Annotated in this window: 17 protein-coding genes and 1 tRNA gene; 13 read left to right on the top strand and 5 right to left on the bottom strand. The window is 65.7% G+C overall.

The genetic code is table 11. The features are described from left to right. The first annotated feature begins 45 nt into the window (after window positions 1–45). A complete protein-coding gene (folP, locus tag RPR59_RS14285; RefSeq protein WP_313915170.1) occupies window positions 46–1,170 on the top strand; it encodes a dihydropteroate synthase in 1,125 nt (374 codons plus the stop codon). Between the two features lie 7 nt (window positions 1,171–1,177). On the opposite strand, the gene RPR59_RS14280 is transcribed toward folP, so the two are convergent. Beyond that, window positions 1,178–2,209 carry a hypothetical protein gene (locus RPR59_RS14280; RefSeq protein WP_313915168.1) on the bottom strand — a complete coding sequence of 344 codons (1,032 nt, stop codon included), beginning with the start codon at window positions 2,207–2,209 and terminating at the stop codon, window positions 1,178–1,180. A gap of 41 nt (window positions 2,210–2,250) precedes the next feature. After that, window positions 2,251–3,678: a sigma-54-dependent transcriptional regulator gene (locus RPR59_RS14275; protein WP_313915167.1), complete on the bottom strand. Its 1,428-nt coding sequence runs from the start codon at window positions 3,676–3,678 to the stop codon at window positions 2,251–2,253. Window positions 3,679–3,837: 159 nt separating this feature from the next. Between RPR59_RS14275 and RPR59_RS14270 the strand changes: the two genes are divergently transcribed. The 9 genes from RPR59_RS14270 to RPR59_RS14230 all read left to right on the top strand — a co-directional run bounded on the left by RPR59_RS14270 (window position 3,838) and on the right by RPR59_RS14230 (window position 10,489). Further along, window positions 3,838–3,966, top strand: coding sequence for an aa3-type cytochrome c oxidase subunit IV (locus RPR59_RS14270; protein WP_313915165.1), 129 nt, complete (start codon window positions 3,838–3,840; stop codon window positions 3,964–3,966). A gap of 1 nt (window position 3,967) precedes the next feature. Next, window positions 3,968–5,092 carry a Re/Si-specific NAD(P)(+) transhydrogenase subunit alpha gene (locus RPR59_RS14265; protein ID WP_313915162.1) on the top strand — a complete coding sequence of 375 codons (1,125 nt, stop codon included), beginning with the start codon at window positions 3,968–3,970 and terminating at the stop codon, window positions 5,090–5,092. Then, window positions 5,035–5,544 carry an endonuclease domain-containing protein gene (locus RPR59_RS14260; protein ID WP_313915160.1) on the top strand — a complete coding sequence of 170 codons (510 nt, stop codon included), beginning with the start codon at window positions 5,035–5,037 and terminating at the stop codon, window positions 5,542–5,544. The genes RPR59_RS14265 and RPR59_RS14260 overlap by 58 nt, the downstream gene beginning before the upstream one ends. Next, window positions 5,545–5,844: an NAD(P) transhydrogenase subunit alpha part 2 gene (locus RPR59_RS14255; protein ID WP_313915158.1), complete on the top strand. Its 300-nt coding sequence runs from the start codon at window positions 5,545–5,547 to the stop codon at window positions 5,842–5,844. Window positions 5,845–5,973: 129 nt separating this feature from the next. After that, window positions 5,974–7,470 carry an NAD(P)(+) transhydrogenase (Re/Si-specific) subunit beta gene (locus RPR59_RS14250; RefSeq protein WP_313915156.1) on the top strand — a complete coding sequence of 499 codons (1,497 nt, stop codon included), beginning with the start codon at window positions 5,974–5,976 and terminating at the stop codon, window positions 7,468–7,470. Window positions 7,471–7,583: 113 nt separating this feature from the next. Continuing rightward, entirely contained in the window at window positions 7,584–8,516 is a 933-nt protein-coding gene (locus tag RPR59_RS14245) for a hypothetical protein (protein WP_313915154.1), read from the top strand. 61 nt (window positions 8,517–8,577) lie between these two features. Continuing rightward, a tRNA-Val gene (locus tag RPR59_RS14240) sits at window positions 8,578–8,653 on the top strand. Window positions 8,654–8,847: 194 nt separating this feature from the next. Next, window positions 8,848–9,675 carry a glycine/sarcosine N-methyltransferase gene (locus RPR59_RS14235; protein WP_313915152.1) on the top strand — a complete coding sequence of 276 codons (828 nt, stop codon included), beginning with the start codon at window positions 8,848–8,850 and terminating at the stop codon, window positions 9,673–9,675. Beyond that, window positions 9,665–10,489, top strand: a complete 825-nt coding sequence (locus RPR59_RS14230; protein ID WP_313915149.1) for a methyltransferase domain-containing protein — start codon at window positions 9,665–9,667, stop codon at window positions 10,487–10,489. Before RPR59_RS14235 ends, RPR59_RS14230 begins: the two co-directional genes overlap by 11 nt. A 254-nt stretch (window positions 10,490–10,743) precedes the next feature. Here RPR59_RS14230 and RPR59_RS14225 read toward each other — a convergent pair whose 3' ends face one another. Continuing rightward, window positions 10,744–11,307, bottom strand: a complete 564-nt coding sequence (locus tag RPR59_RS14225; RefSeq protein ID WP_313915147.1) for a helix-turn-helix domain-containing protein — start codon at window positions 11,305–11,307, stop codon at window positions 10,744–10,746. 97 nt (window positions 11,308–11,404) lie between these two features. On the opposite strand from RPR59_RS14225, the gene RPR59_RS14220 reads away from it, so the two are divergent. Then, window positions 11,405–11,890 (top strand): DUF6456 domain-containing protein, encoded by a 486-nt coding sequence (locus RPR59_RS14220; protein ID WP_313915145.1) that lies wholly within the window; start codon window positions 11,405–11,407, stop codon window positions 11,888–11,890. Between the two features lie 184 nt (window positions 11,891–12,074). Here the strand turns inward: RPR59_RS14220 and RPR59_RS14215 are convergent, their stop codons facing one another. After that, window positions 12,075–14,927, bottom strand: a complete 2,853-nt coding sequence (locus RPR59_RS14215) for a TonB-dependent receptor (RefSeq protein WP_313915143.1) — start codon at window positions 14,925–14,927, stop codon at window positions 12,075–12,077. Window positions 14,928–15,106: 179 nt separating this feature from the next. On the opposite strand from RPR59_RS14215, the gene RPR59_RS14210 reads away from it, so the two are divergent. Beyond that, a complete protein-coding gene (locus RPR59_RS14210) occupies window positions 15,107–16,753 on the top strand; it encodes a sulfatase family protein (protein ID WP_313915141.1) in 1,647 nt (548 codons plus the stop codon). A gap of 120 nt (window positions 16,754–16,873) precedes the next feature. Here the strand turns inward: RPR59_RS14210 and RPR59_RS14205 are convergent, their stop codons facing one another. Next, window positions 16,874–17,602 carry a FadR/GntR family transcriptional regulator gene (locus RPR59_RS14205; protein WP_313915139.1) on the bottom strand — a complete coding sequence of 243 codons (729 nt, stop codon included), beginning with the start codon at window positions 17,600–17,602 and terminating at the stop codon, window positions 16,874–16,876. 445 nt (window positions 17,603–18,047) lie between these two features. On the opposite strand from RPR59_RS14205, the gene RPR59_RS14200 reads away from it, so the two are divergent. Continuing rightward, window positions 18,048–19,850: an arylsulfatase gene (locus tag RPR59_RS14200; RefSeq protein WP_313915137.1), complete on the top strand. Its 1,803-nt coding sequence runs from the start codon at window positions 18,048–18,050 to the stop codon at window positions 19,848–19,850. Window positions 19,851–19,883 lie beyond the last annotated feature (33 nt).

Below are 19,883 nucleotides of genomic sequence, written 5' to 3'. Positions count from 1 at the left end.
ATGCCCCCGCTTTCGCGAGGGCAGGGGCGGCCCTAGAAAGGAGCGATGTCCGAAGTGATCTCCCTCCCCGCCGAGGCGAAACTCTATCTGCGGCCGGTGCAGTTCGTCGATTCGCCGATCGGGCTGGACGGACAGGTGGCGCGGATCGCAGGCGGGCTCGTGTGGTTCGCGGCCTATGAGGTGATCGCGGTCGTGGACGGGCGGCGCGCGGTGCAGCAGCCGGTGGCGGTTACGGACTTCGATGCCTTTGCCGAGGCGCTGCCGGCGGCGCAGCGCGAGCGGCTGACGGTGCTGGCGGCACATATCGCGGCGCCGCGCGGCGCCATCCGGGCGGGCGAGCGGACGCTCCGGCTCGATCAGCCGCTGGTGATGGGCATCCTCAACATGACGCCGGACAGCTTTTCCGACGGCGGCAGGCACGACGACGCGGACGCCGCGGCGCAGGCGGCCTTCGATATGGGCGCGGCGGGCGCGGCGATGGTCGATGTCGGCGGCGAATCGACGCGGCCCGGCGCGAAGGCCGTGTGGGAAGGCGACGAGATCGCGCGGGTCGTGCCGGTGATCGAGCGGCTCGCCCGGTCGGGCACGCCGGTGTCGATCGACACGCGCAAGGCGGCGGTGATGGAGGCGGCGCTGGCTGCGGGTGCGCATGTCGTCAACGATGTCGCGGCGCTGCTTTGGGATGAGCGCGCGCTGGAGGTGGTGGCCCGCGCCGGGTGTCCGGTGGTGCTGATGCATTCGCCCGATCCGGCACGCGGCCCGCATGGCGGCGACGGCTATGGCGACGTGCTGATCGAGACGTTCGACTGGCTGGAGCGGCGGATCGAGGCGGTGGCGGGCAGCGGCGTGGCGCGCGGCAATATCCTGGTCGATCCCGGCATCGGTTTCGGCAAGTCGATGGCCGACAATCTGGCGCTGCTGAACGGCCTGTCGCTGTTCCATGGCCTGGGTTGTCCGGTGCTGCTGGGCGCGAGCCGCAAGCGGATGATCGGCGCGCTGTCGAACGAGGCGCCGGCGGGCGAGCGGCTGGGCGGGTCAATCGCGCTGGCGCTGAAAGGGGCCGAACAGGGGGTGCAGATGCTGCGCGTCCACGACGTGGCCGAGACGGTGCAGGCGCTCAGGGTGTGGCGCGGGATGCGCGATGCGGCGCTGGTGGGGCGCGGCGGTTGACCATCCCTTAGCCCGGTGCGCCTGAGACGAAGGTCAAGCCCCGCAATACGGCCATGGTCGCGGTGCCGTCGCCGTGTTCGCGGTGTCGGTGTTCGATTACGACCGTGCGATCACCCGCGGGCAGGAAGGTATAGGTCGCGCCCATGCCTTCCGCCGTCTGTTCGACCCGAAAGCCTTCCCGCCGCGCCAGTGTCGTCCGTGCCGCCCGGCTGGCGTCGAAGCGGTCGCGCAGCGTCGCCAGCGGCAAGTCGACGACGGCGAAGGACAGACCGGCCTCCTTTTCGGCCGAACAGGTGCTGGTGCGTCCGGACAGGCCGTAGCGGCATCCGTTCTTGCCCAGCTTCGCGCGGCGATCCAGCGGCAGCAGTTTCGTCGCGTCGAATGCGCGGTCGTAGTCGGGCGGGAGGCGGAGCGCAGTGGCGACGGCCGCGAGACGTTCCGGTTGATAGCGAAAGGTGAGCGGGCCGGCATGGCCGACCATCAGCAAGCTGTCGAGTGCGCGCTCGGCGGTGTCCTTCAGCGCCATGCCTTTCGGCCAGGTGAACTGTGCGGTGACGATGCGCGAGTCGCTGGGACGGGCGAGGAGGATCGCGACGTACTCGCCGTTCTTCGTCATGGCGGTGGCGCGCCAGGTGGCGGGGGTTCGATCGACCACTTGGACGTCGCCGAGCCCTTTTCGTGCGCGGGCAATCTGGGCGTCGAAATCCTCTGCGAGCGCGTTATGGCTGCCAAAGACGCGCAAGCGGGCGCCGCTCTTGCGAAAGACACGGCCGTCCTTGTTCCGCGGCGCTTCGTCGGCGGCGAAGCCCGGTGGCACCTCCAGGGCAAAATCGAAGCGGGCGTTGGTGTAGCGGTGCCAGTCGCGGCCTGGAGCAGTGCCTGCGTCGCTCGTCGGCTGTACCGTCAGGCCGTTGGCGGTGGTCGTGGCGTCGACGACGTTCCCGGATTGCGGTGCGGAGGCGGAGTTGCTGGTCCCCGAACCGCCGGAGCAGGCGGCGAGGGCGAGCGCGAGGGTGGTTGTCGGGAGAATTGGTCGCATGCCCCGCCAAAGCGCGGCCCTGCGACGATGTTCCATCCGCTTCAGGCGGCGTGCTGGTCGATGCCGAGTTCGCCGAGCTTGCGGTAGAGCGTCGAGCGGCCGATGCCGAGGCGGCGCGCGACCTCCGTCATGCGGCCGCGATAATGGCCGATGGCGAGGCGGATGACATCGGCCTCGATATCCTCCAGCCGGCGTAGGTTGCCATCCGGGTGGAACAGGGTGACGCCGGCATGGCCGGTCGCGCGTGTCTTGTTCGCCGGGCGATCGGGCCGGCCGATCGCGATTTCCGCGATCTGGGGAAAGTCGGCCGCGGTCAGCGCGTCGCCTTCGCACAGCACCGAGGCGCGGAACAGCGCGTTGTGGAGCTGGCGCACATTGCCGGGCCAGTCATAGCTGGCGAGCAGCGACAGCGCCTCGTCGGTGATGCCCAGCGGGCGCAGGCCCGGCTGGTCGGCGATGCGGCGCAACAGGTGCCGCGCGAGCGGACCGACATCGCCCGGCCGGTCGCGCAGCGGCGGCACCGTGACCTGAACGACGTTGAGGCGGTAATAGAGATCCTCGCGAAAGTCGCCGGCCTCGATCGCATCGGTCAGCCGCTTGTTGGTGGCGGCGATGATCCGGACATCGACATGGTGGACATGGCGCGCGCCGAGCGGCTGGATCTCGCCCGATTGCAGGACCCGCAGCAGCTTCACCTGCGCATCGAGCGGCATCTCGCCCACCTCGTCGAGGAACAGGGTGCCGCCGTCCGCTTCCTGAAAGCGACCGATCTTGCGCTCGAACGCGCCGGTGAAGGCGCCCTTTTCGTGGCCGAACAGTTCGGATTCGACCAGATTTTCGGGAATCGCGCCGCAATTGACGCGCACCATCGGCCGGGCATGGCGCGGGCTGGCGGCGTGGACGGCGTCGGCGATCACTTCCTTGCCGACGCCGCTTTCGCCCTCGATCAGCACCGGCACGCGCGCCCGGGCGGCCTTTGCCGCGATGGCGAGCGCGGCGCGGAACTGCGGCGCGGAGCCCACCACCTCGTCAAAGGCGAGCGGGGCCGACATCTTTTCCGACAGCGGGCGGAGTTCGCCCTTCGCTTCGTCCTCCAGCACCGCGTCGAGGGCGCCGAGCAGGCGATCGGCGGCGATGGGCTTGACCAGGAAATCGGTGGCGCCGGCCCGCATCGCGCCGACGGCGGTGGCGGCGGAATCATTGGCCGACAGGATGAGGATGGGCAGCAGCGGCCGGTTCGCGCGCAGTTCGCGGATCAAAGCGGCGGTTTCCGCGTCGCTCAGCCAGGTGTCGATGATGACGGCGTCGAGCGACATGCCGTCCTGCGTGCCGAGCGTGGCGAGCGCGGTTTCGCCATCGGCGGCGAAGACCGTGCGCCAGCCGCGCCGCGCGGCGATCGCGGCGACGAGCCGCCGCTGGGCGGGTTCGTCGTCGATCAGCATCAACATACGCTGGCCGTTGCGCGTCATCCGGTGGTCCTTGAATCGTGCCAGATCGGAACGACGTGGATAGCGGCCATCGGTAAAGGGCTGCTTAAGTCGCCACCCGTCAGCGGGGCTTGAGATGGGCAGCGGCCGGGGTTAGGACAGAGGCAAGAGGGAATTCGCCATTCGGAAAGGAATGCGACGATGGCCGGCGACGGCGAACAGCTTCAGGCACATGAACAGACCTACCATTCGATCATGCGGTTGATGCGGGTGGGGGCGATCGCCTGTTTCGTGATCGCCCTGATCGTCGTCTGGCTGATCGCGCCGTAACGTGCGGATCGCCGTTCTCAAGGAACAGGCCGCCGGCGAGCGCCGGGTCGCCGCCGTTCCCGAAACGGTCAGGAAATTCACGTCGCTGGGCGCCGGGATGGTGGTCGAACAGGGCGCCGGGCTGGCCGCGTCCCATGACGACGACGCCTATCGGGAAGCCGGGGCGAGCGTCGCACCGCGCGCCGAGGCGCTGGCCGGCGCCGATGCGGTGCTGGCAGTGCAGGGGCCGGACCCCGACAGCCTGCAGGGTATCGGCAAGGGCGCTTTGCTCATCGCCGGGCTCAATCCGTTCGGCGAGCGTGAGCGGGTCGACCGGTATGCGCAGGCCGGCATCGAGGCGATGGCGATGGAGTTCATGCCGCGCATCACCCGCGCGCAATCGATGGACATCCTGTCGTCGCAGGCCAATCTGGCCGGGTACAAGTCGGTGCTGGATGCCGCTGCCGAATATGGCCGCGTCTTTCCGATGATGATGACGGCGGCGGGCACGGTTTCCGCGGCGCGCGTGTTCGTGATGGGCGTGGGCGTCGCCGGGCTGCAGGCGATCGCGACCGCGCGGCGACTGGGCGCGCAGGTGTCGGCGACCGATGTGCGCGCGGCGACGAAGGAGCAGATCAAGTCGCTGGGCGCCAAGCCGGTCTTTGTCGACGAAGGCGGGATCGAGGGCGAGGGCAGCGGCGGCTATGCCACCGAGATGTCCGAGGAATATAAAAAGGCGCAGGCCGAACTGGTATCGAGCCATATCGCCAAGCAGGACATCGTCATCACCACCGCGCTGATCCCGGGCAAGGCGGCGCCGCGGCTGATTTCCGATGCGCAGATCGCGACGATGAAGCCGGGCGGCGTGATCGTCGACCTGGCGGTCGAGCAGGGCGGCAATGTCGAGGGCGCGGTCGCGGGCGAGATCGTCGAAAAGCACGGCGTGAAGATCATCGGCCACCGGAACGTGGCGAGCCGGCTGGCGGCGGACGCATCGGCGCTGTTCGCGCGCAACCTGTACAATTTCCTGTCCGCCTTCTGGGACGAGGAAGCGAAGAAGCCGGTGTTTCCGGACGATGACGAGATCGTATGCGGCGTGCGGGTGACGCGGGGCGGCGAGGTGGTGAGCGAGAGGTTGGCGACGTGATCCTCCCCGGCACGGGGAGGGGGACCGCGCCCGCAGGGCGTGGTGGAGGGGGCGTTCCGCCTGCGCGGCGCCCGGAAGTCGTTGTTGCCAGAAAACTTCGCCGCAAGCTGACGCTTCCCGAAGCGATGCTTTGGAGGCGCCTGCGAGGGGGCGCCACTGGCGTGAAATTTCGTCGCCAGCATCCTATCGGCCCATATATCGTGGATTTCTATTGTCCGCGGGCTCGGCTCGCGATTGAGATCGACGGCTCCGTGCATGATGGGACCGCTACAAGCGAGCGCGATGCGTCACGGGACCGATTTTTGTCAGAGAACGGGTATCGGGTAGTCCGGATCGGGGCGAATGACGTGATGCGCGACTTGGACGCGACGATCGCTTCCATCGTTTCGCTTGCCGCCGTCCCCCTCCACCATGCTTCGCATGGTCCCCCTCCCCGTGCCGGGGAGGATTAAATGGACTTCATCTCGATCCTGTCGATCTTCGTGCTGGCGGTGTTCGTCGGCTATTATGTGGTCTGGTCGGTAACGCCGGCGCTGCATACGCCGCTGATGGCGGTGACGAATGCGATTTCCTCCGTCATCATCGTCGGTGCGCTGATCGCGAGTGCCGGGGCGGGTTCGGCGAGTTCGAAATGGCTCGGGCTGCTGGCGGTGACGCTGGCGAGCGTGAACATCTTCGGCGGCTTCGCCGTCACGGCGCGGATGCTCGCGATGTACAAGAAGAAGGAGCGGCCGGCGGCTGCGAAGAAATAGCTGCATGATATCACCGTCGCTCCTGCACAGGCAGGAGCCCATGGCTCTCTCCATCAGCGCGAAACCGTTGGGACAGAGAGATAGGCCCCTGCCTTCGCAGGGGCGACGTTACGGGGGAAGTAAGTAGCGATGGACGAGGCACTAGCGATCAATCCGTGGGTGGCGCTCGCTTATCTGGTCGCGGGGGTCTGCTTCATCCTCGCGCTGCGCGGCCTGTCGAGCCCGGAGAGCAGCCGGCGGGGCAATCGCTTCGGCATGATCGGCATGACGATCGCGGTGGTGACGACGCTGATCACGCACGGCCTGGGACTGAACGTGACGCGCGGCCTGAATTCGGTGACGGCGGGAATGGATTTCGACCCGGCCGCGCTGATCGAGATCCTGATCGCCATCGCGATCGGCGGCGCGATCGGCATCACCATCGCGCGGCGGATCGCGATGACGGCGATGCCGCAGCTCGTCGCGGCGTTCCATTCGCTGGTCGGCCTCGCCGCGGTGCTGGTGGGCGCGGCGGCCTATCTCAACCCCGGCGCGTTCGGGATCGCCGACCTGGTGACGCCGATGATCGGCGACCCGTTCATGGCGATCCACCCGGTAAGCCGGATCGAGATGGCGCTGGGCGTGGCGATCGGCGCGATCACCTTTTCCGGCAGCGTGATCGCGTTCGCCAAGCTGAACGGCAACATGTCGGGCACGCCGATCCTGCTGCCGGCGCGCCATGTCGTCAATTTCGGGACGCTGGCGGCGATCGTAGCGCTGGTCGCCTGGTTCACGCAGGACCAGAGCCCGTGGGTGTTCTGGGCGATCACGGCGCTGAGCTTCGTCGTCGGTTTCCTGCTGATCATCCCCATCGGCGGGGCGGACATGCCGGTCGTGGTGTCGATGCTGAACAGCTATTCCGGCTGGGCGGCGGCGGCGATGGGCTTCACGCTGCACAATACGGCGATGATCATCACCGGCGCGCTTGTCGGCAGCTCGGGCGCGATCCTGAGCTACATCATGTGCCGGGCGATGAACCGCAGCTTCGTCAGCGTGATCGCCGGCGGGTTCGGCGCCGACAGCGGCGGCGGGGCCGAGGGGGCGGAGAGAATCGACCGGCCCTGGAAGCGCGGATCGGCCGAGGACGCGGCGTTCCTGATGAAGCAGGCGGAACAGGTCATCATCGTGCCGGGATACGGCATGGCGGTGGCGCAGGCGCAGCACGCGGTGCGCGAGATGGCCGACAAGCTGAAGGCGGAAGGCGTCACCGTGAAATACGCCATCCACCCGGTCGCGGGGCGGATGCCGGGGCATATGAACGTGCTGCTGGCCGAGGCGAACGTGCCCTATGACGAGGTGTTCGAGCTGGAGGATATCAACAGCGAATTCTCCCAGACCGACGTCGCCTTCGTGATCGGCGCGAACGACGTGACCAACCCGGCGGCCAAGACCGACAAGTCCTCGCCGATCTACGGCATGCCGGTGCTGGACGTCGGGAATGCCAAGACGGTGCTGTTTTCCAAGCGGTCGATGGGCGGCGTGGGCTATGCCGGCGTCGACAACGAAGTCTTCTACCAGGACAATACGATGATGCTGCTCGCCGATGCCAAGAAGATGGTCGAAGAGATCGTCAAGTCGCTGGATTGAGGCCGGGCATGACAGGGGGTGAGCGGACGGTTTCCCTCCGGAATGGAGGCGATTTGACTTATCCGGCGCGTGTTCGTCTGGCATCGGGGGCTTTTCCCGACGACGAGGGCGCGATGGCGGATCAGGCAGGCACGGCGTTGCGGACGACACCGGCCGTAATCGTGATCACGGACGAAGAGGCGGCGCTGCGCACGGCGCGCGAGGCGGCGACGCTCGCCGGCGCGCGGATCCTCGCCGCGTGCGATTTCGCCGGTGCGCGCGAGCGGCTGGCGATGCAGGTCGGCGCCGACATCATCCTGATCGAGGCGGCGGGAATCGGCCAGGCGCTTCTGGACGACGCCATGGAGGCCGCGACCCTGTTCGCGCGCGAATGCGGTGCGCGCCTGGTCGCGACCTTCGCGCGCGACCAGATCGACGCCGTCGCCGCCTGCCTGCTCGGCAGCGACGTGCAGTTGCTCTGCGACCCCAGCATGGCGGAGCGGGTGGGGGCGCTCGCCGTGGCTGCGCGCGGCGGCCCCGGCGGCGTGCGCGAGGGCGCGGATGAGGAGATCGCGCGGCTGCAGCGGATCAACGCCGAAGTCGCGCGCATCGCCGAAACGCTGGCGCGGCTGACGCGGTCCGACGCGACCGGGCCGGATCGCGGCGTGCGCGACCGCGAAACCGGCTATGGCGCGCCGCCGCCGCTGCCGCCGCCGCGGCGGGTCGATGCCGGCACCGTGCGCGCCGTGATTCGCCTGCGCCGCCTGCGCGACCGGTTCTTCGACCCGGAACTGTTCGCCGACCCGGCCTGGGACATGCTGCTCGACCTGTACGCCGCCGCGATCGAGCGGGTGGGCGTGTCGGTGTCGAGCCTGTGCATCGCCGCCAGCGTTCCGCCGACGACCGCGCTGCGCTGGATCAAGACCATGACCGACACCGGCCTGTTCGAACGCCGCGCCGATCCGCACGACCGGCGGCGCGCCTTCATCGTGCTGGGCGAGCGCGCCGAAGCCGCGATGGGCCGCTATTTCGCCGCGGCCGCCGATGCCGGCCTGGCGCTCGGCTGAGGACGCGCCACGACATTGCGGCTTGCGGGCGGCGCGGGCTTGCCGTATCGCCCGCGCGACCGGGCGGTTAGCTCAGTTGGTAGAGCATCTCGTTTACACCGAGAGGGTCGGCGGTTCGAGCCCGTCACCGCCCACCAGCAAACCCCGACATCGTTACGCCGCCGCACCAGCCGTCCGATTATTCGGCGTTGCCGGGCATACTTAATTTGCGTCAAGCGTTTCGCTCTGTTGTAATAGCCTTCGACTACTCCAGAGCTGTCGCCGTCATCCGTACGGCTTTCAGGCCGCGTCGCCGCGGCCTCGCTACGCTCGCACAATGCAAGGGGAAGCTATGCAGACGCAGACCGACCAGGGCGTATTCGTGCCTGACGACAAACAGGATTATGGGGACGACCCCAAAGCGGTACGCAATACCGAGCATTACAAGAACGAATATGTCCGCGGATTCGTGGACAAGTGGGACGAGCTGATCGACTGGGACGCCCGCGCCAAGAGCGAAGGGCAGTTCTTCATCGACGTCCTGAAGGCGCGCGACAAGAAGAGCGTCCTCGACGTTTCCACCGGCACGGGCTTTCATTCGGTGCAGTTGCTGAAGGCCGGGTTCGACGTGACATCGGCCGACGGTTCGGCGGAAATGCTGGCCAAGGCGTTCCAGAACGCGATGGACGAAGGGCTGATGCTAAAGACGGTCCATGCCGACTGGCGCTGGCTGAACAAGGACGTGCACGGCAAATTCGACGCGATCATCTGCCTGGGCAACAGCTTCACCCACCTGTTCGAGGAAAAGGACCGCCGCCGCGCGCTCGCCGAATTCTATGCCGCGCTGAAGCATGACGGCGTCCTGATCCTCGATCAGCGCAATTACGACACCATCCTGGACGACGGTTTTTCGACCAAGCACAAATATTATTATTGCGGCGACCGGGTTTCGGCCGAGCCGGAATATGTCGACGATTCGCTGGCGCGGTTCAAATACAGCTTCCCGGACGGATCGGATTACCATCTGAACATGTTCCCGATCCGCAAGGACTATGTCCGCGGTCTGTTGCGCGACGTCGGCTTCCAGAAGCTGCACACCTATGGCGATTTCATGGAGGAGGGCGAAGAGAAGGCGCCCGACTTCTTCGTTCACGTTGCGGAGAAAACATATGACGGTTGATGCAGGCGTTGCCACGGCGCGCGACTATTACGACAGCGACGAGGCCGACGACTTCTACAACACCATCTGGGGCGGCGAGGACATCCATGTCGGCATCTATGACGACACCCGGGATATCCGCGAGGCGAGCCGGGCCACGGTGGACCGCATGGCGGAACTGCTGGGCGATGTTTCCGGCAAGGTGCTGCTCGACATCGGCTCCGGCTATGGCGGCGCTGCGCGAGTCATGGCGGCCGAGCATGGCGCGCGGGTCACCTGCCTGAACGTCGCTGTGGTCGAGAATCAGCGCAACCGCGAACTGACCAGGGCGGCGGGCCTGGAGGACAAGGTGTCGGTCGTGGACGGGTCGTTCGACGACCTGCCGTTCGACGATGCGAGTTTCGACGCCGCCTGGAGCCAGGATGCGATCCTGCACGCGCCCGACCGGCTGGCCGTCCTGCGTGAGGTCGCCAGGGCGCTGAAGCCCGGCGGCGATTTCATCTTCACCGATCCGATGCAGGCCGACGACCTGAAGGACGAGGGCGACTTGCAGCCGATCTATGACCGCATCCACCTGCCGAACCTGGCGTCATTCGGTTTCTATCGCGAGGAACTGGGCAAGCTGGGCTTCGAGGAGGTGGCGGTCGAGGACCGCTCGATCCAGCTTCGCAACCATTATGCGCGGGTCGCCGAGGAATTGTCGGCCCGGCGCGAGGACGTGAAGGCCGGCGACGCCTTTGTCGAGCGGATGCTCGAGGGGCTGAGCCACTGGGTCAATGGCGCCGATGCCGGCAAACTGACCTGGGGAATCCTGCACTTTCGCAAGAAAGGCTGACCGGGCTGGGGCCGACGATGAATGTAAGGGGCGGGCCTTCGGGTCCGCCCTTTTCTTGTCGGGCTCGCTTCGCTCGCGCCCACCCCCGACCCCTCCCTTGAAAGGGAGGGGAGATTTGCAGGGGTCCTCCCTGAAACGATGCCTCTGCGAAAGGCGCGATCAAACGCTTAAGCTAAGCGGCTCGGTGGACCCCGGCCTTCCCCGGGGTGACGAGAATGGGTTTCGCAGAGGCATCCTGAAAGGGAAGGGGAGCGTTACAGCGGGCGGATCAGGCGGGTGGCGACGGCGATCCAGGCGGGATCGGTGACGATGGTCTGGCGTTGCCCCGCGCCGAGCGGCAGGAGCTGGAGGCGGGCGCCATCGGTCGCGATCAGGCGGGCAAAGACGAAGCGGCCGGCGGGGCGGGGGACGAGGACGTCGCGATTGACCGCCTGGCGGAAGGCGTCGGGGGCGAGGCGGTCGCACCAGATCTCGTCGCCGGCGCGATAATCGCCGACACCGCCGCGCACGATGACGGCGACCATGCCCGGCCCGGCCTGCGGCGCGGTGACGGTTTCCGCGCGCCGCGGGGCGGATGCCGTGCCGCCGTCGAGAATGGCGGCGACGGGAATGTCGGGACGGTCGGGCAGGCGGACGAGGTCGGCGGCGTCGACACCCAGTGCCGCGGCGATGCGGTTGAGCCACTTGACCGACACGGTGCGCGTGCCCGTTTCCAGCCGGCCGATCGTCTGCGCCGTGGTCGGCGGATCGCAGCGTGCGGCGACATCTTCCAGCGTGAGTCCCTTCGCCCGGCGCACTTCGCGGATGGCGGTGATCATTCCCGTCTCCTGTTGACGAACCAAATCGGTTTTTCTTCTTTCCTACAAGCTACGCGATATGGCAACCCCCGCCGCGGGCCGATTCGGGAGAAGAGCGATGCGGGAACTGGTCGAACGGTGCTTCGACGATGGCGTGATCGGGGACGCGGCGGCGAAACGCGGCGGGCGGCGCGGGCGCAGCGTGACGGTGAACCTGGCGGAATCGCCGCTGGGCTGGCTGAAGTCGCGCGGGCTGGTGTCCAATCGGGCGTTCGACGCGGGCGAGCGGTTGCGCGCCGATTACGAGACGGCGTCACTGGGGCCGAGCGTCACCATGCGCTGGGACGCGTCGCCGACCGCCGGCGGCCGGCGCGGGGCGCCGGAAGGATTGGACCCCACGACCGCGCAGCTTGCGGCGAAACGGCGTTTCGACGGGGCGATGGCGGCGGCGGGACCGGGCCTGCGCGACGTGCTGTGGCGGGTGGTATGCGCGTGCGAAAAGCTGCCGGCGGCGGAAAAGGCGCTGGGCTGGCCGGCGCGCGCGGGCAAGCTGGTGCTCACCCTGGCGCTCGACCGGGTTGCGGACTTTTACGGCATTCGTTGAAGATGGCGGCCGCCCGCTGGCGGTCGGGTCGGACCCGAGGCGCCTGCCGCCCCAGCCAGTTTATCCGTAAACGGTTGGCAAGGTAGCAAAAGTCGGGTCACGCCATCCCTGGTGACCGCCGGCAGCGTAACGCGTCCCGTCCCGGCCCGGATTCGGTGTCAGGCAGGCGCTGTTCGGCGTGCCGTTAGAGCGCAAACCGAATTCCCGCAGTATAGGTCGTGTCGTCATAACGATACTGGTTTCCGAGATACTTCTCGTTGTAATAGCCGTAATAATGGCTGCCCAGGATGTTCGTCCCGCCAACGTCCAGCCGGATGCGGTCGTTGACCTCGTAACTCAGGCTGAAGTCGAGCCGGCCGGACGGGCGGACATAGTTGAGCACCGCCGGCGTGTAGCTGGTGTCGTCGGCGCGGTCGGGATCGATGGCGCGCAGGAACACGTTGCCGGTGAGATCGCCGTCATAATAGCGGGAGCGATAGGTATAGACTGCGCGCGCCGTCAGTCCGTATTTTTCATATAGCAGGCCGGCGTTGAAATTATATTTGGACACGCCTTGAAGCGGATAGCCGGCCAGGGGGTCGTCGCCCTTCACTTCGGTATCCGCATAGGTGAAGTTGCCGAACGCGCCGAAGCCGGACAGCGCGCCGGGCAGGAAGTCGAAGAAGGTCTGTCCGCTGATCTCGACCCCCTGCAACCTTGCCGATCCGACATTTCTCGGCCGGCTGATATTGTAGAGGATACCGCCGATCGATTCCGCGCTTGCAGAGGATATGACGCGATCGGTCAGATCGTGGCGGTATATGGCGATCGCCGCGAACCCCTTGTCGAAATAATATTCGAGTGAGGCATCGTAATTCTCCGACTTTTGCGGGCGCAGATCGGGATTGCCGGCAGAACCGGAGTTCAACACATTCTTGTTGACGGCCAGTGCATAGCTGAGGCCGGGATTGAGCGAGGCGAAACCCGGTCGACGAATCGCGACCGAATAGGCCAGCCGGGCCTGGAGTCCGCCGCCGAACCGGAGTCGCGCGCTGGCATTGGGCAGAATATCGGTGTCCGTGGTGGTTGCCGACAGCGGCACGATTTCGGTCCTTGCCGGCTCGTCATCCGTCGCCGGAATGCTGATGGCGCTAAAGCCATTGATGGTCCGTTTCGTGCGCGTCGGCCGCACGCCGACCGTGCCGTCGAGCGTCATCGAGCCGAGCGGGACCTCGTAATGGACCTGGGCATAGGCGGCGAAGGTGGTTTCCCTGGCATCGAAATGACGCTGCGGTTGGTAATCGGGATCGCCCGCTGCCGCGCCGAACAGCGCCCGGATTGCGTCCCGCCCTTCGTCGGAGCGGAGATATCCCGGATCGGGCACCAGCGACCGTTCGCCGCCGTTCAGTCCGGATATGCTGGGAAGCAGCGAAAGGAACCCGTCGGGAAGGCCGGCATCGACCACCCGAATCGCGTTCGGGTTCGACGGAGAACCACCGCCGGGCGACGGGGTCTGGACGACGGCCTGATCGAATTCCGCCTTGCGGACGGCGTAGCGCATGCCGACGTCGAAACTTTTCATGATGTCGCCGATCTCGAACGAACTGTCGAGCTTGGCGGCGAACAGATCGCCTTTCGATCGGGAGAAATACTGGTTCAGTCCCTGCGCGATAACCAGACCGTCCGGTTGCGCATAGGCATTGTCACCCACCGTATCTAGCTGCAGGCCATCGCCCTGGTTGGAGACATAGCGCAGCTCGGGGATGCGTTGTGCGGTGGCGACGAGGATCTCCTCGCCGATATTGTGCGAATTCTGGTACGATACGTCGCCGTTCACCGTCACGCGATCGGTGTCGAGCTTGAAGCCCAGCGCGCCGAGATAATTGTCGGTTTTGTTGTAATAGGAATGGGTGTTCTGCTGGCTGACGGCGTTGCGGAACGTCGCCGATTTCAGATTGCACACCTTGTTCAAGGTAAAGGGCTGAAGCGTCTGGACATCGTCGCCGGGGTCCGCAGTACCCTGCCGGTCGACCACTTCGCGCGGATTGAGGCCGTTCTGGTTTACCCGCGCGGTAAAGCACTGGTCGGTGGTCTCCACATCCGACATGGTGGTTTCGTCGGAGATGAAGAATTGCGCGTTCGACAGCGACCACTCGTCCTCGGCGCGGGAACCGGTGTAGAGTCCGTCGGCGTAGATCTGGAGGGCGTCGGACGGCTGCCATTGCAGCGACGCGTTGACCTGCGGCCGTTCATAATAGCCGTGGTTGGAATGCCCCTCGGCCACGATCGGCACCATCACGTCGGGTCTGCCGAGCGATGCGCCACTTCGCGGACCTCCTTCGCGCGTGCGGGGATGGTTGTAATGCGTCTTGTACCAGGTCGCGTTCACCAGCGCGCCGATATCGCCGATGCCCGTGCTCCAGGTGTCGGTGGCGAGGAAGCCGAGCTGCGGGTCGAGGCGGTCGGCCTTGACGGAGTAGTTTCCGCGTCCGTTCAGGACGACGGTCGGCTTGTCGAAATCGAAGGGTTTATGAAGTTGCAGGTCGATAATACCCGCAATGCCCCCCTCGATCAGGTTGGCGGTATTGGTCTTGATGACATCCACCCGCGCCAGTGCGGCGGCCGGCACGTCCTGCAACGAAAAGGAACGCCCCGTGGTGGAAAAGATTTCGCGCCCGTCGAGAGTCGTCAGAATGTCCCCCAGACCGCGGATCTTCACATTGCCGATCTGATTGGACTGGGTGACAGCGACCTGTACGCCGGGCACCCGCTGCAGCGCCGCAGCGGTCGTCGGATCGGGGAACTTGCCGATATCTTCGGACACGATGCTGTCGACGACCTGGTCCGCATTGCGTTTGATCTCGGCGGCGCGCTCCAGGCTCTGCCGGATACCCGTCACCACGATTTCCCTGACTTCGTCGGGAGCGGGGGCGGCGGCCTTGTCCGCGCTGTCGCTCGTCGTCGATTGCGGCGGCGCATCGCTTGTCTGCGCCGCGGCGGGATGCGCCGTAGCCAATGCCAGTGCCGACGCGCCCGCGAGATAACCGAGATGCCTCATACCCTCTCCCCTTCGGCCGAATTGATGTTCGGCTGCTTGATTTACTATTTATAATAGATCATATCATTCCGATGTAAAGGGCATCGAGCAAGTGCCAACCGCCTGAAATTTGCAGACAGCGCTATGTGCTTGTCATATAAAAAAGAGCAGCTTTGGCGCACATGAGAGAGGAGAGCCGCATGAATCGCCGTCATTTCCTGGGCGTGACCAGCATCCTGGCATCGACGGTCTCCAGCCCTGCGCTGGGAGCCGGGTTCCAGCAGTTGCGAAGCGCGCAGCCGCGTGGGCGGACCGGGCCGGCCAGCGTGTCGAAGCCGAACATCCTCCTGATCATCGCCGACCAGCACCATGCCGGCGTCAGCAAGCGGCATGGCTATCCGCTCGACGTCACCCCGACCATGGACCGGATGGCGGCGACCGGCGTCGACTTCTCCCGCGCCTATTGCACCATTCCCGCCTGCGTCCCGAGCCGCATTTCCATGCTGACCGGCCGCTGGCCCGAGGCGACCCGCGTGCGGATGAACTTCGACAGTCAGGACGCCTATTTCGCCAAGGACATGTATCAGGTAGCGCGCGAGCAGGGGTATCGCACCGGCCTTGCCGGCAAGAACCATACCTATCTGCGCCAGGGGGATATCGATTTCTGGCGCCAATACGGCCATCTCGACGGCTATGTCGGCCCGGACGCTCCGCCGGAATATGCCGCGTTCGACAAATGGCTGAAAACGACCCAGTTCAATCTCGTCACCGAACCCGCGCCTTTCCCGGTCGAGGCGCAGCACCCCCACCGGATCGTCTCCGACGCGATCGATTTCATCAAGGAATCGGCCGACCAGCGCTTCCTGCTGCAGGTCAGCTTTCCCGAGCCGCACAATCCCGAACAGGTTCCGAAACCCTATTGGGACATGTTCCCGCCGTCCGAAGTGCCCGAGCGTGACGCTGGCCCGGAGGCGCTGAAGCGGATGGGCGACCGCGAACGCTGGCTCCACGGGCTGGAAGGCGCTTATCCGGATCTAGAGAAACAATGGCGGCGCTACGTCTCGAACTATCTCGGTATGCTGCGCCTGATCGACGACCAGATGAAGCGACTGTTCGATCATCTCGACGAGTCCGGTCTGGCCGAAAACACGGTCGTCGTGGTTACCGCCGATCATGGCGACTATATGATGGAATATGGCCTGGGGCGGAAAGGCGTGGGGCTGCCGGATTGCCTGGCGCGCATTCCGATGACCTGGTTCGGCGCCGGCATTCGGCCGAACCGGGAGCTTGGCGAAAGCGCGCATGTCTCCATGGCCGATGTCATGCCTACTTTCTGTGAATTGATGCGGGCGGAAATTCCGTCGGGCGTGCAAGGGCGCAGCTTGGCGCCACTGCTGCACGGCGAGGACTATCCAAAAGAAGAATTCCGCAGCGTTTATGCCACGTCCGGCGTGGGCGGCTTGTTCTACGACGCGGAAGACAAGGTACCCTACGCCATTTCCCGTTCCGGAACGGAGGGCTTCGACGAACTCAACAAGGTCACCCAAAGCGGCAATACGAAGATGGTGCGCATGGGCGATTGGAAACTGATGTACGACATGATGGGCAACGGACAGCTCTATCATCTTCCCTCCGACCCGGCGGAGCTGAACAACCGGATGGACGATCCGAAGGCTGTCGATGCCCGAAACCGGTTGATGGCCGAATTGCTGATGTGGACCATTCGCAGCCAGGACGACCTCCCCACCGGGCCGCAGCGGGGGAAATACGACACCAAGGAGCCCAAGGCCCATAATTGGTTCGCCCCGTACCGCCGCGCACCGATCGGCACAGGATACCGCCCCTGAACACCACGCGGTTTCCTGCCGCCGACCCCGGACGAGGCCCGGCAGGTTCAGGGCAGACGGGTCAGACCAAGGTGGGCGAAGCCTCCGGACTTCCCGCTTTCGCGGCATGGCGCGGAGGTGCTATTCGGCGGCGTTGCCGATGAGGTCGAGAACATCGTCGATGAGCTTGTACATGGCGTCGTGCGCAGCCTGTGCCTGACCAGAGGCGATCGCGGAATGGACCATGGCGTGGTCGTCGATGCTTGCGCTGCGGCCGGCGATACGGTTGGTGAAGCGGATCGAGGTGCGAAGCGCGGTCGAAACGATGTCCCGGAACTGAACGTAGAAGGGATTGCCCGATGCGCGCAGCACGGCAACGTGGAATTCGATGTCGGCCGACAGCGTATCGTCCTGACCGCGTTCGGCATCGCGCATCCGCTGCAGCCCGGCGGCGATCGCCGCGACCTGGCTGGGGCGCGCGCGCTGTGCAGCCAGCGCCGCCGCCCGAGGCTCGACGCCGATGCGCAGCTCGTTGAACTGCCGCAGCGTCTTCACCGAAAGCTTGCGCTCGAGAATCCAGCGCAGCACGTCGGTATCGAACAGGTTCCATTGATCGTCGGGCTGGACGAAGGTGCCTTGCCGCGGCCGCGCGCCGAGCAGCCCCTTGGCGGCAAGCATCTTCATCGCCTCGCGCGTCACCGATCGGCTGACGCCGTGCTGCCTGGCAAGATCGGCTTCGGTGGGAAAGGGCTTTCCGGTGGCATATTCACCGACGACGATCGCCCGCCCGATCACCTCTTGCAGGCCGTAGGTGAGGTTGCGACCCAGATTGTTTGCCGCGGCCGTAGATGCCGCCGGGGGTGAAGCCATGCTGCCCTTCCGCGATGGGGGCCGGGAAAATACCCGCCTAACCGTGCAGCGTTAGCGCTGAAGCGCCTGCTCGACAAGTGAGATAGATACCACAAAGCGGAGCGGTAGCGGTAGCACCGATCGACATTCAGGCCGTCATCTTCTGAATGTCGACCGATCCTAGCCGCTCCAGGATCGCTCCTAAACGCGCCGGCGTAATCCGACAGGGCAATGTCATCTGCAGCCAGGCGATTCCGCGTCCCTTCTTTGTGGTGTGGGACCTGACGGTCGCCGCCGAAGCGCAGCGCGACCTCCGTGTTCCGGGCCCTTTACTTTAGCATATATGTACGACAAACTGCTCGTGAGCAAAAACAGAGCATGATAATGCCGTTGATGAAGCGACTTTCGAGAAAGCCGGGACGGGCTGAATGGTCGCCGGACGTGAAGGGCAAGGGAAAGGGGCGCAATGGATATCCGCGGCACGAATGCGACGAAGAAGGCAGCCAGGTCGGGTCTGCGAGGCGCGGCGATGCGACTGGCGGTCGCGGGAAGCATGCTCGGCTGCTGCGCGGCGGGCATTCAGCAGCCGGTGCATGCGGCTCCGGGGCCGCAGTCCGCCGCAACGCCCGCGCAAGCGCCCGATTCGGCCCCGTCGCGGCCGAATCTGCTGGTCATCATGGGCGATGATATCGGCTATTCGGACATCGGCGCCTATGGCGGCAATATCGATACCCCCAATCTCGACGAGTTGGCGCGCCATTCGATCAAGTTCACCAATTTCTACAACATGTCGCGCTGCTGCCCTTCGCGCGCGGCGTTGCTGACGGGGCGCTATCCGCACCGCGTCAACATGGCGGGCAACGGGACGAGCCTGTCGCTCGAGGTTCCGACGGTCGCCGAAGAGCTTCGCGATTCGGGGTATGCGACGTCGATGGTGGGCAAATGGCACCTGACCGCGGCGAAGCCGATCAAGAACGAGGCCGAGCATCTCAAATGGCTCAACCACCAGGGCCATTTCGACCGCGACTTCGGCGACAGGCGGACATATCCCGCCGCGCGCGGATTCGATCATCACTGGGGCATCATCTGGGGCGTGGCGGACTATTACGACCCGTTCTCGCTGGTCGACGACTTCACGCCGGTGAAGTCGGTGCCCAAGGACTTCTATCTTACCGACGCGATCACCGATCATGCCGTCCAGCAGATCAACACGCTGGCTCACGGCAGGAAGCCGTTCATGATGTATCTCGCCTACACCGCGGCGCATTGGCCGCTGATGGCGCCCGAAAAGGTTATTCAGAAATATATCACGCGCTTTTCCGGCGGCTGGAATGCGTTGCGCAGGCAGCGCTATGAAAAGCAGGTCGAACTCGGCCTGATCGCGCCGGGAACCGAGCTGCCGCCGGTGACGACCGGCTATGCGGGCAATGCCGACATCGCCTGGAACAAGCTGACGCCCGAGCAGCGCAAGGTGCAGATCCGCAAGATGGCGACGCACGCCGCGATGATCGACATCATGGATCAGGGCATCGGGCGCGTCATCCAGGCGCTCAAGGACAGCGGGCAGTACGACAATACGGTGGTGATGTTCCTCGTCGACAACGGCGCGTCGCCCGAGGTGATGACGCGGCCGGGCTATGACCGCCCGAGCGAGACGCGCGACGGCCGCAAGATCCGGTACGGCGAATATCCCGAGGCGAAGATCGGCACCGAGCTGACGATGGCGGGCATCGGCACGCAATGGGCGAGCGCCGCCAATACGCCGTGGCGCTATTGGAAGCGCGAGCAGTATCAGGGCGGCACGCACACGCCCTTTCTGTTCAGTTGGCCGGGGCATATGGGCGATCGCGCCGGCACCAAGACGACCGAGGTCGCGCATATCATCGACGTGACGCCGACGCTGCTCGACCTTGCCGGGACCAAGCCGCACCTAAAGGGCAAGCCGCCGATCGACGGCGTGTCGTTCGCCGGCGTGTTGAAGGGACAGCCGGTCGAGCGGTCGCAGCCGCTGTTTTTCGAGCACTATGCTGCGCGCGGCATTCTCGACGGCAACTGGAAGATGGTCTCGCTCGCCCCCAATGGCCGCCGCAAGACGTACCGGCCGTGGCATCTCTACGACATGAAGACCGACCGCACCGAAATGCATGACGTTTCGGCCCAGCATCCCGAAGTCGCCGCGCGGCTCAATCGCGAATGGCTGGCCTGGGCGCAGGATGTCGGCGTCGACATCCACGCCGAGCCGACCGAAGCCGACCGTACCGACGACTGACCGCATGGACGGCATGGCTGCAGCGGATCGCAT

The organism is Stakelama saccharophila, from assembly GCF_032229225.1.
Taxonomy (GTDB): domain Bacteria; phylum Pseudomonadota; class Alphaproteobacteria; order Sphingomonadales; family Sphingomonadaceae; genus Sphingomonas; species Sphingomonas saccharophila.
Note: the sequence above shows the minus strand (reverse complement) of the source record. Positions and strands in the feature narration are given on the sequence as shown.